Annotated in this window: 11 protein-coding genes; 6 read left to right on the top strand and 5 right to left on the bottom strand. The window is 47.8% G+C overall.

What is annotated here, in order from left to right; all coding sequences use genetic code 11:
• Nucleotides 1–219: 219 nt before the first annotated feature.
• Nucleotides 220–3528 carry a PEP/pyruvate-binding domain-containing protein gene (locus tag ACOJUO_RS03550; RefSeq protein WP_422138930.1) on the top strand — a complete coding sequence of 1103 codons (3309 nt, stop codon included), beginning with the start codon at nt 220–222 and terminating at the stop codon, nt 3526–3528.
• Here the strand turns inward: ACOJUO_RS03550 and ACOJUO_RS03545 are convergent.
• The 3 genes from ACOJUO_RS03545 to ACOJUO_RS03535 form a co-directional block, all read right to left on the bottom strand.
• Nucleotides 3514–10992, bottom strand: coding sequence for an AAA family ATPase (locus tag ACOJUO_RS03545; protein WP_422138929.1), 7479 nt, complete (start codon nt 10990–10992; stop codon nt 3514–3516). The genes ACOJUO_RS03550 and ACOJUO_RS03545 overlap by 15 nt on opposite strands.
• Nucleotides 10993–11174: 182 nt before the next feature.
• A complete protein-coding gene (locus ACOJUO_RS03540; RefSeq protein WP_422138928.1) occupies nt 11175–13265 on the bottom strand; it encodes a hypothetical protein in 2091 nt (696 codons plus the stop codon).
• A gap of 48 nt (nt 13266–13313) precedes the next feature.
• Nucleotides 13314–13481 (bottom strand): hypothetical protein, encoded by a 168-nt coding sequence (locus tag ACOJUO_RS03535; protein WP_422138927.1) that lies wholly within the window; start codon nt 13479–13481, stop codon nt 13314–13316.
• 438 nt (nt 13482–13919) lie between these two features.
• Between ACOJUO_RS03535 and ACOJUO_RS03530 the strand changes: the two genes are divergently transcribed.
• The 5 genes from ACOJUO_RS03530 to ACOJUO_RS03510 all read left to right on the top strand — a co-directional run bounded on the left by ACOJUO_RS03530 (nt 13920) and on the right by ACOJUO_RS03510 (nt 17280).
• A complete protein-coding gene (locus tag ACOJUO_RS03530; RefSeq protein WP_422135379.1) occupies nt 13920–15656 on the top strand; it encodes a hypothetical protein in 1737 nt (578 codons plus the stop codon).
• A 350-nt stretch (nt 15657–16006) separates the two neighbouring features.
• Nucleotides 16007–16141: a hypothetical protein gene (locus ACOJUO_RS03525; protein ID WP_422132603.1), complete on the top strand. Its 135-nt coding sequence runs from the start codon at nt 16007–16009 to the stop codon at nt 16139–16141.
• Nucleotides 16129–16356 (top strand): hypothetical protein, encoded by a 228-nt coding sequence (locus tag ACOJUO_RS03520; protein WP_422138926.1) that lies wholly within the window; start codon nt 16129–16131, stop codon nt 16354–16356. The genes ACOJUO_RS03525 and ACOJUO_RS03520 overlap by 13 nt, the downstream gene beginning before the upstream one ends.
• A gap of 106 nt (nt 16357–16462) precedes the next feature.
• Complete coding sequence (locus ACOJUO_RS03515; protein ID WP_422135376.1) at nt 16463–16822, top strand: hypothetical protein; 360 nt, start codon at nt 16463–16465, stop codon at nt 16820–16822.
• Nucleotides 16819–17280: a hypothetical protein gene (locus ACOJUO_RS03510; RefSeq protein ID WP_422138925.1), complete on the top strand. Its 462-nt coding sequence runs from the start codon at nt 16819–16821 to the stop codon at nt 17278–17280. The genes ACOJUO_RS03515 and ACOJUO_RS03510 overlap by 4 nt, the downstream gene beginning before the upstream one ends.
• On the opposite strand, the gene ACOJUO_RS03505 is transcribed toward ACOJUO_RS03510, so the two are convergent.
• Nucleotides 17242–19374, bottom strand: a complete 2133-nt coding sequence (locus ACOJUO_RS03505; protein WP_422138924.1) for a hypothetical protein — start codon at nt 19372–19374, stop codon at nt 17242–17244. The two genes, ACOJUO_RS03510 and ACOJUO_RS03505, sit on opposite strands and share 39 nt — an antisense overlap.
• Before the next feature lie 99 nt (nt 19375–19473).
• Nucleotides 19474–21585 (bottom strand): F-box protein, encoded by a 2112-nt coding sequence (locus tag ACOJUO_RS03500; protein ID WP_422138923.1) that lies wholly within the window; start codon nt 21583–21585, stop codon nt 19474–19476.
• Between the last annotated feature and the right edge of the window lie 28 nt (nt 21586–21613).

Below are 21613 nucleotides of genomic sequence, written 5' to 3'. Positions count from 1 at the left end.
CGACCATCCGGAAAACCTGAATCAGCTACTGAATTTCATAAACTTCAGCGACTCAGACAAGGCTTCCCAAAGCAAACTTTATTTTTCTTCTTTCTATTGCTTGCTTCAGGTCGACGGTGAACTTTATACAGGTATTATTGTCTAAAAAACTAGAGGTACTTTATTTATGCGTTAGCGATTAAATCATGGATGAGCATTAGTAGGATAGGGGGTGTCAAAATGTTAAATGCCAATTTTGGTGACTCAAAGCTCCAAATCCCGACGACGAATTCAAACCAGGATACCTGGTCTGGCAGTCCAACCAATCGGTCTGAAAGTGAATCCAAAAGACATTTTGATCCTGGTGGCGTTCCAGCCATCGAAATGCCTTTAGCCAAGCGTCTCTGTCGTTTGTCTGTTCCAGATCAGGTTGGCACACTCCGGGAACAACTTGGGGGCAAGGGAATGTTTTTGCAGGGGATGAAGGACGCCGGTCTGGATGTTCCACCGTTTAAATGTGTGACAACCCAGGTCGTGAATGCGCTTGAACAACATCCTCTAAATCCCCGTTCTTTAGTTCGTTATCTTCCCGATATTGCCTATGAGCCGGGTGCGCAGGCGAGTCTGGCGCACATCAGGGAATACCTTGATACTTTGCCAGCTTCAGACGTCAAAAGAACCGGGGTGCTGAAGGGGCTGGCGGAATTTATTGCCAGTGATGACTTTTACCAGCAAATTAAAGAGTCTGAAGCGGCCCAACAAATCAGGGATCTACGTCATCAGTTGGACAAACCCTCCCTATCAACACCGGTTATAGTCCGCAGTTCTGGCATCAACGAAGATAATTACGGCGATGCCCAGGCGGGCAAATACCTCTCTTTAGTTCAGGAAGAAGACGATGTTCTGCGAACCTGCCTCAAGGTCATGGCTTCAGGCTACCACCCTGAAGTCTGTCCCGCAGGTGTACCACAACCCATGGCACTGATCATCCAGGAGTGTATTGACTGTCAATACGGCGGGGTCATCATGAGCTTTAAATCTTTTCGGGATGGTACCATCGGGGTTGAGTTCACCCGCGGTCAACCCAGAGGTGTGGTTGCAGGGCAGTCCGGTAATACGCCTCACCGTATCGATATTTCTGACGAGGAAGGCCCTGACAGCTATCAGTATTTTCCCGGTACGATCTCAAGTCATTTTGTCCTGCGCAAAAGCACTAACGGCTATTCAGAAACAAGAATTGAAAATGCAGACACCCATAAAGACGACGTTAGTCATATAGTTAATGATAAAATGGTTTCAGATATCAGGAAGATGGTGACAACACTGGAAAGCTTACTGCTCTGCCCCGTGGATGCGGAGTTCGCCATCAATCCTGAGGGTGACCTGTTCCTGTTGCAGGTGCGTCCTGTTACCCAACTCTCTGGCGATATGGACTTTGCCATGACCATACCCAAAGAGACCATTGCTATTGGTGCGGGTGTCAGCGAAGGCTTTTGCACCGGATCACTTTGGCTGGCCAGACGACCAGAGGCAGACTCTATGCCGGATGGAGCCATTGTCCTGGCTGACCACGTTGAAGACTGGATGCTTGAGCCTAGGTTCCTGAAACGGGTTGGCGGTTTTGTTATTGCCAAAGGAGGATTCAATGATCATGTGGCGATCCTTATGAAACAGGAACAAAAAACTTTGATGCTGGCCGGTGATCAGTTTGAAGCGCTGTCTGTTCAGGCTGGCCAACAGGCGACACTGGTCTGCGCTTGCTTTAATGATGAGCCTGGTGCCTTTATTGTTGCCGGTGACCTTAGCGGAAAACTGGCCAGTTGCAGAAAGCTGTCCTCAGCTGTTACTGATGTATCGTTAGCCAAAGCCATCCCCTCACGGGATGATTTATCCTTTCCTGAAGGCACATTCCTTGAGGTTGCCAGCGGTTTCAAATGGCTCACGGATCAAAATGCCCGCCTGCTGGCATTATTTGCCCCCGGTGCCGGACTGGATGGTCTGGCCAACCCGGTAAAACTGAGCATGTCACCACAACGATCCAGAATACTGGCAGAGACTGAAGACAGCGTAAATCGGCTGGTTTATGGGGCCGAAGCCCTGTTGCAGGGTTACCAGGCCTTCTTACAGCTGGCGGGTGAGAAAGGTTCACCCGAGGTTCAGTTATTGCGGGATGAATTGCCGCAACTGACCAGCCGGTTCGAGACGTTGCAAAAGACCATCAAATCAAGGCTGGAGCGTATCATTCTGCTCATGCAAGCTGCTGAAAAAGGGCGACCATCCCCGGCTAACTTTCGTCAATGGCTGGCCGATTGCCATAAGCTACAATCCGATCTTCAAGCGCTCAACCCCGGGCAAGCTGAGCAGGTCCGAAGTGTCCATGAGCTGATTTTTGCCCTGCATCAGCGCTTTGTAAACGCACTGGCACCGGTCACTCTGGCTTCGGGCCAGGGCAGGATATCTAAGGAAAAGAAAATCACCTATGTCGATTGCACGACCTCGGGTGGCTCGGTAGAAAAAGCGCCACTACTGAGGCCGTCCGACAAAGTATTCATCGAAGAAGCAGGGAAATCAGGGACTGTCGTCAGTACGGATGATGCCTTGATTGTTAACCTGAAACTTGGAGTTCATATGAGCGTTATCGAGCTACTTGAACAGGCAGATGGGGGGAAAGGACGAACCCTGCGGCTGAAATTATCTGACGAGTTTAATAACCCTGATGAAGGATTTAAATCCGGTAAGTTAAAGCGTATGTGGTTTCTGGCACAGTTTCTAAAAGCGATCGAACTGGATGAAAACTCTGACCCCATGAAGATAAGTTGCAACGCCGCAGCGGGTGAAATAACCATTGAATGCCCCCAAATGAAATCACGTAAAACCATGCAGAATGCCTTTGAACAACTGCTCATTGTGATAAATGGTATGTTTGGTCTGGATACACGCCTTGAGGAGATAGCCATTTTTGGAAGAGATCAGTGGGACTTTAACGTACTTGCACAACATCTTAATTGCGATGTCACGACAGAAGCTGATAGATTCGCCTTTCAACACAGCCTTTTCTCAATCTTTTATATTCAATCTCTTCACAGTATTCCTCCTTGCTACAAGTTATTAAGCAACCACCAACAGTTTATTCATCATGCTCATCGGTTGGGAGTGTGTCATTTTTTAATATCCTTCAAGAAAGAATCGAAGGGTAGTTTTCGGGAAATGTTTATGAGCGATGAGATGAGTGAGGATATCCGCAGGGAAATCTTACAGCATCTTGTATTGTTAGACCCCAAAAGGGGTACACGATTGTATGAGGATGTCTACCCCGATTTAAAAGATAAATACTTTGTTATCACCCCAACACACGACTACAGGCCAGACTTTGTTGTTCAACCCGTTGAGCCCTATGGGGAGCATAATGAACAATTCGCGCAAACCCTGCTGAAGCATGGACTGAAATATGCGAGCAAACGGGCTCGGAGCGATTACTCCTACCTGGGGATTCGTGACCATTCCCTCAAAAAACGCATCATGACCAAACCGTTATCAGGTATCCATTGACTCATAAATCGAATCCAAATTCACGGTACTCAAAAACTCTCCGGCAATTTTTGTCATCTCGTCGTTTCTGAGTACCAGAGCATTGCTGGCATTATGTGTCTGTCGTAAGTAGGCATCCTCAATAAGTTCCTGACACTCGCGAGGGCTAGCAATATGCAACATCATGGCATACAGCTCTACCGGTGAGGATGGGTCATAAGTGCCACATTCTTTACTCATAAAAGCACCTGCCCAGCAACAGCTTAAGCAACCGCCTTTCGAGTGTGTCACTTCATAAAGGTAATGACAGAAGGCCTGCTGAATTGCTTGTTTGCATTGCTTTTCTAACTTCTCCAAGAGCATCTCTGCTTCCAATGCCAGCGGGTAGGACTTTGATTTGAGCATTTCCAATATCGGCTTCCAGTTAGGGCTGCTATTAACTTTTCGTTGATACAGGGCTTCGGCTTTTTCTTCAATCACTGTCTTGTTCCAGGCAGGCTGCCCCATGAGAATCACCGGACGATGGTTCGCCTTGCCCGAGGTTAACTGCGGAAATGCGGGCCGTTGCTCCAGTATTCGTTCTATATTCGGAATGCCCTCAGGTTGGTCTGTCCAGGCGTCTTCTATAGATGGATTGGCAATTTCACCTTCAAGAGATGACGAGCGCCCATCATGACAATGAGTGACGAAAAAGGCATTCTTTTTTTCCTCATGGATGGTGGCATTAACATTGCACGTCCGATAATCTTTTCCCCTGGAGAAGAATGTCTTATACCACTTTTTCAGGCAATGGCTGGCGTCAACCTTCAGTTCATCGACGTTGACCAGACGCAACAGTAGCTCATGATGTTGAAGCGGCATGATAGTACCGTTCGGTTTGTTGGACACGGGATCCAACCACCCTGATAGCAGAGCTTCACGGGCAAAGCGAATAAACGAAGGCTTGGCCAAGTCAGTGTTCACAATATCCACCATTGAACGCAACCACTCGTAAGCGCATGTTCCAGTCTGTTTAACCATTTTTGAATGAAGTAGCCTGAGCGGTTCAGTGACCTGAACTTCATCACTGTCAGACAATATTTGAATGACTGCCTCCGACATCGGTCTATAATCAGGATTGCCGAAATAAAACACTCTACCGATCAGTCGATCCGTAGTAGGATAGTTAGATGCTTCTGTCTTCAGCGACTCTAACAGCGAGACACCCAGGGAAAAACCGGCAAAACTTTTTTCTACCCAAAGACTCTTTACTATTGCGATAATAAATCGATCGACTTGTGTAATAAATGGTAATAAACCGCCTGTCTCAACGGCTTTCTTCAGTTGCTCAAGGCTCATGTTAAAGGCTCTGGCCAGAGCTTGAATTTGTTCTGAATCAGCCTCTTCCAGAAGGTCCTGAAGATGCTTTGATGCAGCGTTCAAATCACAGAACTTCCCGGAATCAGGTGTAATTTCTGTCACCTCCCCGGGCGCTCCGCCCAAATCGGAATCAGGTGTAATTTCTGTCACCTCCCCGGGCGCTCCGCCCAAATCGGAATCAGGTGTAATTTCTGTCACCTCCCCGGGCGCTCCGCCCAAATCTACTGACTCCCAGGTTTGGCCTCCATCCAGGGAATACTCGGGGAAGCAGTGGACATTGCTATCAATTTGCCGACAGGGAATCCCGAAGTAACGGCAAAAAGCAATAAAAACAGGCACCCGATGACGACAGCTACCTTGTCGCTTGGTTACGAGAAATTCAAAGAAATTCTTACCAGGCTCTGGTATGGCCTTACCTGAGAACTGTTCGCAATATTCCGTGATTGCGTTAATTCGTTGCCTGGTGTCTTCAGGGCTTGCTATTGTCTGCAAAAGTGCCTGTATTTTGGGTGGATGTTCGCCAGTGTTATCAAAGTTATTAAGCAGTTCTTTCATTACGGACTTGATACTTTCTGTACAATCGACGTCAAAATGTATTGATCGTTCTGTTCGGGTTTCTTCAGTACCCGTTTTTTTGCCCGGCTTTGCGGGTTCTACGACATAAGTACATTGAAAACTCTGGAAGGCTTCGGCCTGGGGAATAAACAGTGTATGAAGCCCGGTGTATTTGTCCCTGATCAGTTTATGCGGCAAATAGGGCTCTATACGCAGGGCCACGATAGAGTCACTGGCCGTCAGGCTGGGTAAGGGATATTGGCCGTTCTGTGATGATATCTTAAGGGTCGCCAGCGTTTGATCTCTGGTTAATCTCACTTCATGGTCATTACCTGATAACCGCTCAGGTGTGAGGGTTTCGAATCCCAGAAGGTGTTTACCATCAAGATTGATCTGTTTGATTTCACCTCTGGCAGTGACACGAATATCTAATGCCTGCCAGCGATACATCGTAGCGGGATGCTGCGAATCAAAAACTTTAAATAGTGTAGCCTTTGGCGTCTTCTGATCCTCATAGTTCGTTCTTTGGTCCAGTGCCGGAGCTTCTTCCTCCTCAACTTCCGGGTCATACGGTTCAGGAGCGTCATTACCGCTAATAGCTGATGCTTCGTTAATAAATTCGTTTACCAAGTGATCTGGCAGAGCGCTGATCTGATGCCAGAATCCAGGCCAGCATTGAATTTCGTGAGCGTTCCATGCCTGTATCTGCTTATCAGCCTCTTCAAGATAAGGATGGTAAGCCGACGTTTTCAGCGCCTGTGCCTGTTCTTTGGTCAGGGGGAATACACTATTAGCGTCCACTTCCGTAAGGCTAAAATTATGTGCGAACCAGCATCGCTGCCAGTGTCTGTACAGAGCCTGTGTGAGAATATCGTCCGATTGATCCGGTTTCAGGCAAAGACCGGATGCTTGCCACCTGACCTGGGCCAGCCTCTTGATGATTTCCGTTTTGGCTTCCTCTTTATCCAGACGAGTGTTAAAACGAATTTCGCGGCGTTTTTCATCAAGACTGTTGCGATGACTGCCTCGTATCAACCATGGGCGATTAATGCCGGAGACGGTTTGGTAGAACCATTCGCTCATTTCAGGGTCAAGCGCTTCTTTATCCATGGCAATAGCCGATGACTTTGGCAGTTCCTCCAGCGATAGTTTGGCGGCCATCAGATAAAGCCGGTAGTGCTGATTGAGGCATTGATGAAGTGCTTTTTCGCTAAAATCGCCACCTCTTTTGATAGCCCTGGCAACATTCTGTAAATCAAGGCTGGTGGGCTGCAACGGCATTTTTTTGCCTTGCAGGTGAGCCCTTAAAAGACAATGTTTTTCTGTTAGCTGTTTAGCGGCCAATGTCCCTTCTAAGGACGCTGGCAACACTTTTTTGGCAATGGTCTGTAATTCGACTGGGTTATACTGCCGGATCGGCAAATGTCGAAAACGCCCTTTCAGCGCCGGTGATAAAGGTTTTCGCCCGCTACACTCAGGCGGGTTGATGGTGGCAAACAGGTGGAAGCCGGGATGGGCGTCACCGGCCAGAATATTGTTCAATTCACCTTCCAGGTGCTGGCTGTCGATCAGATTCATTTCTGAAATCACCACGATGCCGCCTTCAATTTTTGCCGCCTGTATCTTTTCGCACAGTTTGTCCCAGGAACAATCACAGGCGTTCATGTAATAGACTTCCGGCATGGACTCACCCCGTCGTTTAGTCTCCTGTCTGACACTTTCAATCACCAGGTTCAGCGTGGCATCCTTACCCCGTCCTGCGGGGCCTTCAATCAGTGTCGCCTGACGACCGCCGTGTTGTATCTTGCGATAATTAGCCTGTCGGCAGCGGCTTAAATCCTGCCCAAGCCGTTGCGCCAGTTCACGGACTGCCAATCCGGAGGTATCAAAGTCTGGTCGGATTTTTTCGCTGAATGTACTGAAGGTTTGCTGCATTTCCTGCAGGGTGTGTTCATGAACTCTGTCGCTCAGGGTGTTCTCCGGTTGGTAACGGGCAGCAAACCAGATTTCCAGTGCCGACAGGGCCTCCTGATGCGTTTCAGTGATTTCCGGCCCCAGTACATCCCGAAAACTTTGTAGTATCAGACTGTTTATTTGCCCACAGGTCACACTGCCGCGAGCGGGCAGGGCACGATCCAGATACCAGCCCACCCAACTGCAGATATCGGTTAAATCCCTGGGGGTAAACTCATGCTCGGGCAACAGCTCCTGATAATGTTGCCAGAGTGCCATCACACTCTTGCTGGCACTGTGTGCAATGTCGTTTATTTGATGCTCCAGCAGATGCTCTTGTAAATGCTTGACCAGAGCCGGTTCCACCACCCTGTCGCGAAGGAAAGCCTGGCCCAGGCGTGGGTAGTAAGCTCTGGGCAGTTTCTCTTTTAGAGCCGGGTCCATTCGGCGCCCGGCGTAATGATCCGGGTTACCGGTGAGAATCACCCGGTGTTTTGGGCCGACCTTGACAGGATGACCATTCACGTAAATGCAGGGTTCTGGTTCCCACAAGCCGTTTAATGATGCCAGTAATCCGGTTTTGGCCAGGTTGGCCTCATCCAGAACCAGAGTGACATAGTGTCCATCCTCGTAGGATGGAGTGTTGGCCCATTCCATCAATGCCCGGTTTTGCTGCACCATAGAGCGGTCGCCATCGGCGTCTTGTCGCCACTGCCAGCGTTTCATCAGGGTCTGTTCGCTGTCGGAAGGTCCAAGGGAAATGACTGAAGCCTGTCCCGAAGCCCTGGCCATTTTGGCAGAAAAGTAGCTTTTCCCGGTGCCGGTTTCTCCCTGCAGGAATAGGACGGGAGAGTCCGAAAGTCGGTCGTGGAGTCGGGACAGTCGACGATTTTCACGATCTTTCTGGCTTATCTCGCCGTGATAAAGATCCCGGGCCAGCGCTGACAAAGGCCTATCAGCAGAACCCTGCCATTTCAGCGATTCAGACAGTCGATGTTCTATGCGTTCAATGCCTTCTGCTTCAGAATTCGCCGTTCTGGCCCTGTGAAAACAATCGTAGGCCAGCGCGTAAACGGCATCGGATCGGGTCTGTCCAGGCGGATGGGTTAATTGCCAGCCAGAAGCCAGTGCATCTTGCAAACGTTTAATTTGTCTGGCTGGCCTGATGGCTAACGATTGTCGGGACTCTGCTTGCGCAGGATCGACTTTTAACTGATACGCCAATGCATCTTGTTTTTTTCCGGGTGCATAGGCCACGATCAAGGCACAGAGCCTGTCGAGAGTTTCTTTTTCATCCTGCCATGAAAATGGTCTTTCATAGGACCGTTGTAATTTTTCATTAAATACAACCGGGTCAAAGGCTCTGGCCAGTGACCACAGGTTCTGTTCAACAAAGGCTCTGTCTAACGGCAGGGCAGTGTTGATGATGGCATTTAAGCGATCCAGGTCTACCGAGGCGGTTTGATTCTCATCTGGCAATAGCTGCTGACAAGCCACTTTCATAAAATCACGCACGGACGGATGCTGCCGGGTACCATGGGTGATAATGCTGTTAATGGCCTTGCGCCAGTGACAGGGCAGGATCTGCAGGGACTGGTCAACCTGCTGTGCCCGCCGGGCAGCCAGTATCAGGTTATTCAATAACCCTTCGGTTACTTCAGGCAGAGGGTTACACAGGTGGGAAGGTGCGGTTTTAAAGGCTTCGTAAAGTTCATTAAGTGCTTGTTCAGGCAGCTCAGCCCGGGAGATTTCATGCTTGACGGCATTGATATCCCAAAGATCGACTTCGGGACACGGCTTGCCAGTGGCAACCATCGAACGAAATACTGAAGACCGGCTTTTTGCAGACTCAGGCCAGAGCAGTGTGACACGAGCTTTTGGGTAGTCCTGTAATTGACCATTCACCAGCAGTGGCTGCCCTGCAACCAGAGGTTCCAGAAGCTGCTGAAGGGTTGGGTTGCTTTCCAGCCCCCGCAATACCACCGGCTTGCCAGCGGTCAATGCTTCCTGCAACCCACTCGGACGTTGTCCAAAATGGGCCTTTTGTTCCGAGGTGATATGGATATTATCAAATAGCTGGCTGAAGCTGGTCTGTTCATTGACCTGTATGACCAGAGGAGCTTGCGGGAGATCATTGATCCAATGATTTGCCTGGGCAGATTGTTGATAAGTGGCGGTATCAAAGGCAGCGCGATTTCCGACTTTTTCCAGTGGGGTGGGCAGAGGGTATTTATCGTTTTCTATTAAACCCAGGGCTTTTGGTTGTCCTTTTGCGTGGGCCACCTGAAGCCGGGGTTCCAGGCCGGTCGTCTCGCGAATAGTCTGTAATGAACCCAGCAAACGAAACCAGAGTGCTTCAGTGAGAGGAGACGTTACGGTGACCACACCTCCCGCCTGAACCTGTTCCAGCAGACGGGTGTTAGGAACTGCGTAGCCTTCCGTGGTGATGGCAATCGGGTTTAGCCATTGAACAATATTACTCTCGTTGATGATGATCGGGTTTGCTGGTGCCTGCTCTTTATCAACTTCTTTTTCAGGAGAACGGGACAGACTTTGGAACAGTGAATGAAGCTCATTATTTCCCAGCGGCATCTGATAAAACTGAACATCGTCGGGTAACGGACAGACTTTCCCATTGCTCTCAAAGCACTGTTGCGCCAGCATCTGCCGAACGGTCTGTTCAAAGGCCAGATTTTGCCAGTCGGCTCCTTTCAGAATCACCCGCTGTCCGGCCCTTAATGACCCAAGCCTGCCGGGAAGATGCTGGATTCGCCCCTGTTTATCCACTCCGGGGCCACCCAGCAACAACTGTCGCCAGTTACTGTGCAAGTGACAGTTAATAATAAGAATATTGTCGTCGTCCATAGCATTTTCGGCGCCGGGAATTTCTTTCAATAGTGGAGGAATTTCGTCGATGTTCATTGATGGGTCATTGCCGTTCTGCGCGTCAAACTGCCAGGTATTTTCCGGTCGATTAATTCGCCGCCAGAAATCAGCTCCCGGCGCCCTGTTGTGCTGGCCAGCCGCTGCCAACTGCCCAGGATCTGCCACCACCAGCAGAGAAACATGTTGGCCCAGAGAGCGTTTCTCCTGACTGACTTTGTCGTACAGACAGGGGTTATTCGGGTCCAGTAAATCGTTAAATTTGGGCAGTTCTTCGGCGGTGAGCTTTCGGATATCCAGCACCAGAGTTATGGGCTGCGAACCCTCAAACAGCTTGCCTGAACGCAGAGTCTGACGACCATCGTCGGCAATGCTCAACCGGCTCACCAGGTTAGCCTGTGAGAGGTCATCGGGGTGGGAAATGAGGGTGACATCCCGATGTTCATCGCAGGTTTGGGCAACTAAAAGCTGTCGTACCTCATCATCACGGGTGACAAAACGGAAATCGAAGGTTTGAGGAGGCTTGCAGAGTGAGGAATCCGTTGAGGATACGGTTCTTGCCCGGTCAGGTGACTTAATCTGAGGCGACGATGCATTGAGTTTGGCAATGACTTCAGAGCAGATTGTTACATCATTCGGCAGTAATTCCAGTTTTGGTTTCTTGAAGGGGGTGGCGGTATCAGACGCGCTACTATCAAGAATCGATTTGTTTATTTCTTTGATTTGACCATCCATAATAAAGCTCCCTTCCCGATGTCCTTTGAAGGACTGCATTTAAGGCGTTTAATAACTTAGATCTTAAAATGGGATGAAAGTTCCATTTTAACTGTCACCTCTCTTCAGGGGTGTTCAGGCTGTTGTTCGGCTGCACTGAATCAGGTGCTCAGTTAATGTTTCCATTCCCGCGAAGGAGGTCGTCATTCTCGCGAATGACGGGAGTGCATGATCTTCCAGAGCGAAAAAACCTCTTGCTCTCTGACATGGTCATGAGTAGGGCGCAAACTGGTGACTTGAAGGGTGCGGCTGCACGGGCTGAAGCAAAATTTTTCAATCCTGCCTTCTGTTTGCAAACGGGTCCTTTCCACCCAGCTCCCGTCTGCCGTCAACCCGAACAGAATCAGGCTTTGTGTACACGTACTGGGAACTAAAGCCAGAAGGCAACCTTCCTGATTGAAATCTGCTTTTACGATGGAAAACCCGATGCGTTGATTGACCCACTCAACGGCGGCGGGTTCAGCGAATGGCTGATCGAAAGATTCAGCAAAAGGCTTGCGTTGATAGAGATCAGTGTGGCCAGAAGGATCGTTACAAACAATGGTTTCACCGCTGGGACTGGCTACTACCAGGGCCTCAGCCGGAAAGGTTTGTGTCTCGCCCCAGATTCCGGAGGCTGCCTTGCGCCAGATCGTTACGCTGCGCCCGCTTCTTCTGATGAATTCACAAGGGTCCACAGGAAAATAAAAATCACCACCGCCACCCTGGGACTCCTCCCGATAAGAGAGTTGCCATTTGTCGTCAGTATCCAATTCCCAGATATTAAAACTTTTTTCGGAGGTGATAATCAGAAGCCGACCATCCTGGCTAAATTCAGGTTTGATAAAGAAATACCGCATTGGCCAGTCACAGTATTCAATGATTCTCTTTTTTTCATGCCACTGCCCTTGCGGATCACAGGCAAAAATGACGACAAAGAAATAGTCCCGTTCAATTGCACCAAGATTGCTATCATCGCCGGCATCCTCAAACCATGTAACAAAATGGCGGTTATCCGGGCTGAATTTCACATCGAGATCAAAGTCAAAGTCGCTCACTGTTTCGCCACTGGGCGTTTTTTTCAGATCATCAGCAGGATCTGTAACAACAATGTTGCCCGTTTGTGACCAGGATTTATCCTCTGCCCGACTCATCAAAGTAATGTATGATCCGTCATAAAGCAGAAGATGATTGTTGTCGGCACTGAACAGCAAATGATGATTTTGGCCTGTGTTAATCTTGCCTCTATTGACCCACTGCCCATCAGCCCCCCGTCCGAGAATAGCACCGCCTTCCCCATTGTGAATACAGACCAGTGAACTGGCATCAGGTGACAAGTGCATCTCATTCATGTACTTGTTCTCATCTTGAGGAAAAACATCACCCGTCGTCAGTTGTTGCTCAACCCACGAATCTTTCTTGCGTTCAAAAACAGACAGTAAATGCTCTTTGCCGGTGTATTGGTGGCTAAGGGGTCCCCTTCGCATAAGACCTCGGGGAACGCGATGCAGGACAAATAAAATATGGTCGGCCCATTGATGACCATAACTGACACGGTCATTGTGTTTGATTTCAGCTTCCCTGACCCATTGACCGTCAGGATCCGGAGCCAGAATATCACTGTAGTTCTCCGACTTTCTCTCAATGATAATGGGAATATGATCACGCAGATGATGGTGATAATGAACATCCAGGCTGCCAATGGGAATAAAGGTCAATGCGGCCCCATCAAGAATCTGCTGGCGCAAATGGCTGGCATAACAGGAGTAATAGGCCGGGCCCAGTTGCGCAGGGAAGTGGCGATCAGAAAATATGGGCAATGTTCTGAGATACTCAAGGAGCAAATGACTGGACTGAATGATTGCCCGGCACGAAGACTGTCTTTGTTTGGTCAGAGAGAGAAAGTAATGGACCTCATCCAGGCCGCATGACCTCAGGCGATCGCCCATTGTTGGCGATGTTTGCCCAAAATGATTGATATCGTTGATGGATAAATAGCTGGCGATTCTGTTGAACACTTCCACGGGCAAGCTAACCAGTCGGCTATCGGAGCAAGTCGTAGCCGTTGCTGAAACCGTTGCGGATACGGTTCTCGTCTTGTCAGGCATCCTGGCCGGAGTTGACCATGGACTGAGTTTGGGAATGACATCAGAGACCTCTGCAATGTTTGACGGTGCATCCTGATTTGCTCTGTTGGCTGGTGGCTCACTACCTGGAAAGGGAGTGTTTCTTTTCTCATTAATCCGACCATCCATCGTGAACTTCTCTCCTGTCATCTAAAGGACTGCATTGAAATTGTCTGGTTAGGTACTTATGACCTTCAGAAAGGAGAAAAGTTCTATTTGGATGGTTACCCGCAACCAGTGGAAGAAATCGGTAATGGTTGTCAACTCATCGGATTTCAGTACCAGAACATTACTGGACTGGTCTGAATAGTCACCCTGCCCTGTGAAGGCCAATTCATCGGGCATGATCTGCCAGAGTGAATAAAACTCTTGCGCTATAACACCGCCAGCGGCAGGGCGTAAACTGGTGACCTGGAGAGTGTGGCTGTACGGGTTTAAACATCAAATTCTGGGGCAGCTTTCTCTTCACATGAATGCCGTGTAGATTGAGAGCATTGAAAATTCATAGGATGTAATAAGAACCTTTGTATTTGATAAGCAGGGGAGTAATTTTCTTTAACAACTTCATATCGGACTGCTGTCAGATACCAGGGGTTCTGTTATCACAGACGCATGAATCACTGCTGGATAGTTGGATTTGAGTGTCCATTAAAACGGAAGAGATTGTTTTTTTTATGCCTATACTAGTGCCTGTCCGAAAATTATCAGGCTCCTGGGGTCAGGCAATTCTGAGCTTTTTTATCTAGAATGGTGCTTTTATCTCTTGGAGCTTAGTTATTTGTAATGAAGAATATCTGCTGCGCCTTTGTTGCTGTCGGCGTTTTTTTGTCAGTTATTAGTCAGGCTGAAGTTCCTTATGCTTCATTATTGGTCTCTGGCAATGGTGTCGATGAAATTCTTTCCTCTTTTTTATCTGACCCTATTCGTTTACCTAAGTCTGGGATTGTTCTGCTGTCTCTGTTAAAGAAGGGAAAAAAAGATTCAATAATCACTTCGCCTTTTTCTGAAGGGGAAGGGTTACAGCCAGATAAAGGAACGGTGTTTACTGGCTATTCATTCGAATTAAACCGTTATGGCGACGAAAACAAGGAGCAATCTAAAACCGACGGTAAATCTCCGCCGCCGCAGCAAGAGCAACAAAGTAAAAAACAAAGTACGAAAGAGCAGGGCATTTCTGGCTCTTCGGGTTCATCAGGCTCTGGTGCAGCGTCAGCATCGGCTTCCGGTAATGATAAGAGTCATGCCAGGCATCTTGAAAAACTGAAAGAAATTCTTAAGGCTGCTGAAAAGTCATTGAAAACAGTAGATCAGAAAAAAAATATTGATGATTTTAATGCAGAATTGGAAAAATTGTATGAGGCAAACCCCGATATTTTGGCAGAAAAAGGAGCTCTGGAAAACAAACAACACCGTGGTAAAGCGATTCTAAGGGTACTTCAACTTTACTTTCCTGGAAAGCTGGAAAGAGGTGAAATGATACATGTTTTACTTGACTATCCAGGGCTTAGGATATTTTCAATACATATAATCAAATTATTTGCCAAAGTTCTGTTACCTCAAATTGAGTTACCCGAAGGTCTGACCGATCACGAGTTTGTTTACAGGCTTGAGGAAGCAGCTAATCTGGATATGAGAAAACTCATGCATGCTTACCTTGGCTCCTATCATTGTCTTCATCAGCTACTTGCATTGTTTATAACCCAGCTGCCATTAATGACAGCAGAAGAAACAAAAAATTATATTTTTCAGGATAAATCAGGTCACGTCAGTGTTGTTTCTATCAGGAGGAATAGCAAAGGGCATTATCGGTTTTTTTTTGTTGATAGTCTAAGGACTTTTAAGCGCTACCCAGAACAAACTTATTCACCCATGTCGCACCTTGTCGGTTTAGTGCTGACACTGGCGATAAAATATCACGGCTTTACTGATTCCCGGTTTTTCTTTCTGCCTGGACGTCAAGTCAATGACTTTGGTTGTGAGTCATTTATGTTGCACGATCTGAAAACATTGTTGGAATCCCCTATGTTGCCTCAAAACGGTTATTATGTGGACAAAGAAGCCCTTAATGAAGACACCATGATGACGTTTTTTTTGCAGATAATGTATTTAGAGGGGGCCGAACAACTGGGGCGATTGGTAGTCAATGGGGAGGCTAAGGACTTTATCAAAGCAGCAGACAAACCTGCCTTTAATGCGCAAGACCTGGACTTCTTTATTGCTACGGCGATCCGAACCTGGAAGGAATCAGGGCTGGAACAAGATTTGGTTAATTTGTATCAGTTGCGCCAGTTTCCTCTGAGGTTTGCACATCTGACCCAGGGACAGAGGAATCTAAAACGGTTGCTGGATGAATTCCCTGAAGAAAGCCAAGAGGAGGTGAATCAGGTGATCGATGAAACTCGGGGTTTGTTAACCGTCAATGATGGAGCCTGCCATAACGTGAACCTGGCTGCTACTCTGCTGTGGATGAAAATGAATATTGATTTGCTGGATATGAACGGCCACGGTCAGGAAAAATAAATCTGTTCGGACGCTATCCCTGCAACTGCTTCAGCAGATGCAGGCGCTGTTGGTGAAACGGGACCAGAAGCTCGCCGCCCTTGAACACCAGCTGGCCTGGTTTAAACAACAGCTGTCTGGTGAAAATCTGAAAAGCGCCTGATCGAGAACCCTGACCAGTTGTCACCAGGAGCCTGACCGAGATAAGCAAGCACTAGTGCAGCTAAGCTCTGATATCCATACACCCCTCGTTCCCACGCAACAGAGGGTGTCGCAAAACCCGTTCCCCTCCCGTCATTTCCGGCCTCACTCCCGTCATTCCCGCGAAGGCGGGAATCCACACAGACTCATCACCAGAACCATACTGCCCGGTGTCCCCCTGGCCTTTTCATCCGCGAGAAGGCAGAGACCCGCTGTTGGCGCTGGATTCCCGCCTTCGCGGGAATGACGACCTCAGAGTATCGGAACGAGTGGCCTGTATGGATATCAAGGCTTGGCTGCACTAGCTATTGGAAGACTGAAAGATACACTTGCCCTAATAGTTTCAATGAACAATCATACTGGTTATATTTTCCCAGTTTTGATTGTTCCTATGGGAGAAGATAAAGGTCGAATCCAAGATGCAGTAGATAGTTGCTATGAAAGTCATTCTGGATTGAAAATTACTGTTTCTCGTCCAATTAATTATGATCCTGAGAATTTCGAAAAAGCCCTTACTTAATGGCAAGTTCGTTTGGGAGTATCCCGGTTGTGAGTACATAAAGGGCATCCTGAGTACATAAAGGACATCCTGCAGGAAGCTGTCAATAGCATATAGGAGCGCACCAATGAGCAACAATAGCAAATTTGTAGACGAGGCTCTCTCAGATATAGATGATTTAGTTGATAATAATGAGAGCGTCATTAAAATAAAATTGACTGAGCAGCAGATAGAAATGGCAAAAAAATTACAAGCTGCTTTGCATTTTTCAAAACATGTGTTTTTTAATACTCTTGCCAACTATGGGGCATACTCTTGTTCCAAAGATGACTTTGATGAAACCGAATTTCCATCATCAATGGAAGGAGTAGAAATCGACTTTAATGTGTCAACTGAATCAGAAACTGAATTGGAAAAACATCCAGAATATATGAATGAACTTATAACTGTTTTCGGCTTAATCAAAATGAGCCAAAGTTTGTTATGATTACTCTCAACAAGGCTCAAGCAATTAATTTAGCTGACTCAATCGTTTCATTAGATAGTAGAGGCAAACAAGAAATTGGTCGTAGGTTTGCCTACCGGCTGGGGTTCACACCTGGCCCTCTTGGGCCTGATGATGGCATAGATGGTGAGTTTTTACATAATGGATTATTTTGCCATTTTCAATCTAAAATGAGTCGCACACCCTTAGATAAAGATGAAGCAAGGAAATACTACTCAGATATAAAAGCTCATAAAGCAGAATGGAGTATCATGTTATCTGGTATTGGTTTCAAAGATACTTTTTATTCCAGGTTAGATATGCACGATGACTTGCAAAGGGAGAAGATATACCTTCTTACTTTGGTAGATGTTTTTACTAAAAGTGAATTATTTTTACAAGCAGCTAATAATATCCCGCCTCTATTCAATATCACTTCCATTGATTGGAGTAACTATTAAAGAGAAGCCGAAAGCCATTGCATTGGGTCTGATCTGCCAGAGCGAAAAAACTTCTTGCGCTCTAACACCGCCAGAAGCAGGGCGTAAACTGGTGACCTGGAGATTGCGGCTGCAGGGGCTGAAACAAAATTTCTTAATCCTGCCTTCTGTCGGCAAACGGGCTCTTTCCAGCCAGCTCCCGTCTGCCGTCAATCCGAACAGAATCAGGCTGTGCTCAGCTGTTTTAGGAACCACAGCCAGAAGGCAACCTTCCTGGTTGAAACCTGCTTTCATGATAGAAAAACCGATGCGTTGATTGACCCATTCAACGGCGGCGGGTTCAACGAATGGCTGACCGAAAGATTCAGCAAAAGGCTGACGTTGATAGAGATCAGTATGTCCGGCAGGATCGTTACAAACAATGGTTTCACCGCTGGGACTGGCTATTACCAGGGATTCAGCCGGAAATGTTTGTGTCTTGCCCCAGATTCCGGACGCTGCCTTGCGCCAGATTGCTACGCCGTGCCTGCTTTTTCTGATGAATTCACAAGGGTCCACAGAAAAATAAATCTTACCGCCGCCACACCGGAGCTTCTCCCGTTCAGATCGCTGCCATTTGTCGTCAGTCAATTCCCAGATATCAATACTGTTCTCGGTGGTGATAATCAGAAGACGACCATCGGGGCTAAATTCAGGTTTAAGATCGAAATACCGGGTTGGATGATGACAGAATTCAATGATTCTCTGTTTTTCACGCCACTGCCCTTGCGGGTCACAGGCAAAAATGACGACAAAGAAATAATCCCGCTCAATATCAAACTCACCGGAGTCTTCATCGGCATCTTCAAACCATACGACAAAATGACGGTTATCCGGACTGAATACCACATCAAAATCAATCTCAAAGTTGCTCAATTTTTCGCCACTGGGCGTTTGTTTCAGATTATCAGCAGGATCTGTAACAAAAATGTCACCCGTTTGTGACCAGGATCCATCCTCTGCCCGACTCATCAACGTCATGTATGAGCCACTATAAATCACAAGATGATTGCTGTCGGCACTGAATAGCTGGTAACGATTACGGTGTGCATTAATGTTGCCTTTATTGACCCACCGCCCATCGGCATCCTGACCGAGAATAGCAACGGTGTGCCCCCATTTGGTACAGACCAGTGACCTGGCATCAGGTGACAGTAGCATTTTAGAGATGCGCTTATTCTTACATTCAGGAAAAACCTCATCCGATGTCAGTTGTTGCTCAACCCAGGAATCGTTGTTGCATTCATAAACAGACAGAAAGTGCTCTTTGCCACTGTATTTTTGGCTAAGAGGTTCCGTTCGCTCAGGGGCTGGTGTAACGGGTTGCGGGACAAATAAAATATAGTCGGCCTGCTGATCGCCATAACTGACCAGTTTTTCGTGTTTGATCTCAGCTTTCCTGACCCAGTGACCATCAGGGTCCGGAGCCAGAATATCACTGAAGTTCTGCGCCTTTTCCTCAATGATAATGGGAATATAATCACGCAGATGATGACGATATTTATGAACATTTAAACTGCCACCAGGTATAAGAGTCAATGCGACCCCATCAAGAATCTGCTGGCGCAAATGGCTGGCATAACAGGCGTAAAAGGCCGGGCCCAGTTGTGCAGGGAAGCGGCGATCAGAAAATATAGGCAATGTTCTGAGATACTCAAGGAGCAAATGACTGGACTGAATGATTGCCCGGCACTGAGTCTGCCTTTGCCTGGTCAGGGAGAGGAAGTGATGGACCTCTTCCAGACCGCATGACCTCAGGCGATCGCCCATTGTCGGCGATGTTTGCCCGAAATGATTGATATCTTCGATGGCTAAATAGCTGGCGATTTTCTCGAGCACTTCCAGAGGCAAGCTGGCCCACTGGCGGTCGAAACAAGTCATAGCCGTTGCTGAATCCGCTGCGGATACGGTTCTCGTCTTGTCCGGCATCCTGACTGGAGTTGACGATGGACTGAGTTTGGGAATGGCATCAGAGACCTCTGCAATGTTTGACGGTGCATCTTGCTTTGCTCTGTTGGCTGGTGGCTCACTGTCTGGAAAGGGAGTGTTGCTTTTCTCATTAATCCGGCCATCCATCGTAAACTTCTCTCCTGTCATCTAAAGGACTGCATTGAAATTGTCTGGTGGTATGACCTTCAGAAAGGAGAAAAGTTCCATAGACTTTGGCACCAAAGCCTAGTCTGAAAAGTCATCCCGCCCTGCGAAAGCCAGTTCATCGGGCATGATCTGCCAGAGCGAATAAAACTCTCGCCTTCTGGCACAGCTGTCAGGGCGCAAACTGGTGACTTGAATGGAGCGGCTGCACGGGCTGAAACAAAATTTCTTAATCCTGCCTTCTGTTTGCAAACGGGCCCTTTCCAGCCAGTTCCCGTCTGCCGTCAACCCGAACAGAATCAGGCTGCGCGTATCCGTCTTGGGAACCACAGCCAGAAGGCAACCTTCCTGATTGAAATCTGCTTTTACGATAGAGAACCCGATGCGTTGATTGACCCACTGAACGGCGGCGGGTTCACCGAATGGCTGATCGAAAGATTCAGCAAAAGGCTGACGTTGATAGAGATCAGTGTGTCCGGCAGGATCGTTACAAACAATGGTTTCACCGCTGGGACTGGTTACTAAAAGGGACTCAGCCGAAAATGTTTGTGTCTCGCCCCAGATTCCGGACGCTGCCTTGCGCCAGATCGTTAAGCTTTGCTCGCTTTTTCTGATGAATTCACAAGGGTCCACAGAAAATTGAATTTCACCACCGCCGTCTTCGGGCTCCTCCCGTTTAGATTGCTGCCACTGGTCGTCAGTTAATTCCCAGATATCAATACTTTCCTCGGTGGTGATAATCAGAAGCCGACCATCGGGGCTAAATTCAGGTTTAAGCTGGAAATATCGGGTTGGCTGGTCACAGTATTCAATGATTCTCTGTTTTTCACGCCACTGCCCTTGAGGGTCAGAGGCAAAAATGACGACAAAGAAATAATCCCGTTCAATATCACCGTGATGGGAATCATTGCCGGCATCCTCAAACCATGTGGCAAAATGGCGGTTATCCGGACTGAATACCACATGAAGATCAAACTCAAAATCGCTCACATTTTCGCCACTGGGCATTTCTTTCAGATCATCAGCAGGATCTTTAACAGTAATGTGACCCGTGTTTGACCAGGATCCATCGTCTGCCTTGCTCATCAGCCTGATGCGTGAGTTATTACCATAAAGCACAAGATGATTGCTGTCGGCACTGAATAGCCCATGAGAAAGACGTGTATTAATGTTGCCTTTATTGATCCACTGTCCATCTGCACCCCGACCCAGAATAGCTACAGCTCGCCACTGGTTAATACAGACCAGTGTCCTGGCATCAGGTGACAGGTGCATGATATCGATATCCTGATACTTACATTTAGGAAAAACCTCACCCGTTGTCAGTTGTTGCTCAACCCACGTATCGTTCTTGCGTTCATAAACGGACAGACAATGCTCTTTGCCGTTGCATTGGTAGCTTAAAGGTCCAGATCGTATAAGAGTTCGTGGAAAGGGTTGCCGGACAAATAAAATATGGTCGGTCTGCTGATGCCCATAACTGACATGGTCGTCGTGTTTGATTTCGGCTTCCCTGACCCAATGGCCATCAGGGTCCAGGGCCAGAATATCGCTGTAGTTCTCCGCCTTTTTCTCAATGATGATGGGAATATGATCACGCAGATGATGTTTAAGGCTATGAATATTTATGCTGTCAGTGGGTATAAGGGTCAGTGTGACCCCGTCAAGAATCTGCTGGCGCAAATGGCTGGCATAAAAGGAGTAAAAGGCCGGGCCCTGTTGCGCAGGGAAATGACAAACAGAAAATATGGACAATGTCCTGAGGTACTCAAGGAGTAAATGACTGGACTGAATGATTGCCCGGCACTCAGTCTGCCTTTGTCTGGTCAAGGAGAGGAAGTGATGAACCTCTTCCAGACCGCATGACCTCAGGCGATCGCCCATTGTCGGCGATGTTTGCCCGAAATGATTGATATCTTCGATGGCTAAATAGCTGGCGATTTTCTCCAGCACTTCCAGAGGCAAGCTGGCCCACTGGCGGTCGAAACAAGTCATAGCCGTTGCTGAATCCGTTGCGGATACGGTTCTCGTCTTGTCTGGTATCCTGACCGGAGTTGACGATGGACTGAGTTTGGGAATGACATCAGAGACCTCTGCAATGTTTGACGGTGCATCTTGCTTTGCTCTGTTGGCTATCGCGCTTCTGCTATCAGGAACGGGTTCGTTTATCTTCCCGCCAGTCAGACCATCCATAGTTAACCTTTCTGCTCTCATTCGTGGG

It is taken from the genome of Endozoicomonas sp. ALC020, from assembly GCF_049275935.1.
Lineage (GTDB): Bacteria > Pseudomonadota > Gammaproteobacteria > Pseudomonadales > Endozoicomonadaceae > Endozoicomonas_A.
The sequence above is the reverse complement of the archived record's forward strand: the minus strand, read 5'-3'. Positions and strand labels throughout refer to the sequence as shown.

Bases quoted from the DNA above. Each gene is read 5' to 3' on its own strand.
- ACOJUO_RS03545 (WP_422138929.1), bottom strand. From the start codon at position 10,992: ATGGATGGTCAAATCAAAGAAATAAACAAATCGATTCTTGATAGTAGC.
- ACOJUO_RS03535 (WP_422138927.1), bottom strand. From the start codon at position 13,481: ATGCCCGATGAATTGGCCTTCACAGGGCAGGGTGACTATTCAGACCAG.
- ACOJUO_RS03540 (WP_422138928.1), bottom strand. From the start codon at position 13,265: ATGGATGGTCGGATTAATGAGAAAAGAAACACTCCCTTTCCAGGTAGT.
- ACOJUO_RS03500 (WP_422138923.1), bottom strand. From the start codon at position 21,585: ATGGATGGTCTGACTGGCGGGAAGATAAACGAACCCGTTCCTGATAGC.
- ACOJUO_RS03515 (WP_422135376.1), top strand. From the start codon at position 16,463: ATGAGCAACAATAGCAAATTTGTAGACGAGGCTCTCTCAGATATAGAT.
- ACOJUO_RS03510 (WP_422138925.1), top strand. From the start codon at position 16,819: ATGATTACTCTCAACAAGGCTCAAGCAATTAATTTAGCTGACTCAATC.
- ACOJUO_RS03550 (WP_422138930.1), top strand. From the start codon at position 220: ATGTTAAATGCCAATTTTGGTGACTCAAAGCTCCAAATCCCGACGACG.
- ACOJUO_RS03530 (WP_422135379.1), top strand. From the start codon at position 13,920: ATGAAGAATATCTGCTGCGCCTTTGTTGCTGTCGGCGTTTTTTTGTCA.
- ACOJUO_RS03505 (WP_422138924.1), bottom strand. From the start codon at position 19,374: ATGGATGGCCGGATTAATGAGAAAAGCAACACTCCCTTTCCAGACAGT.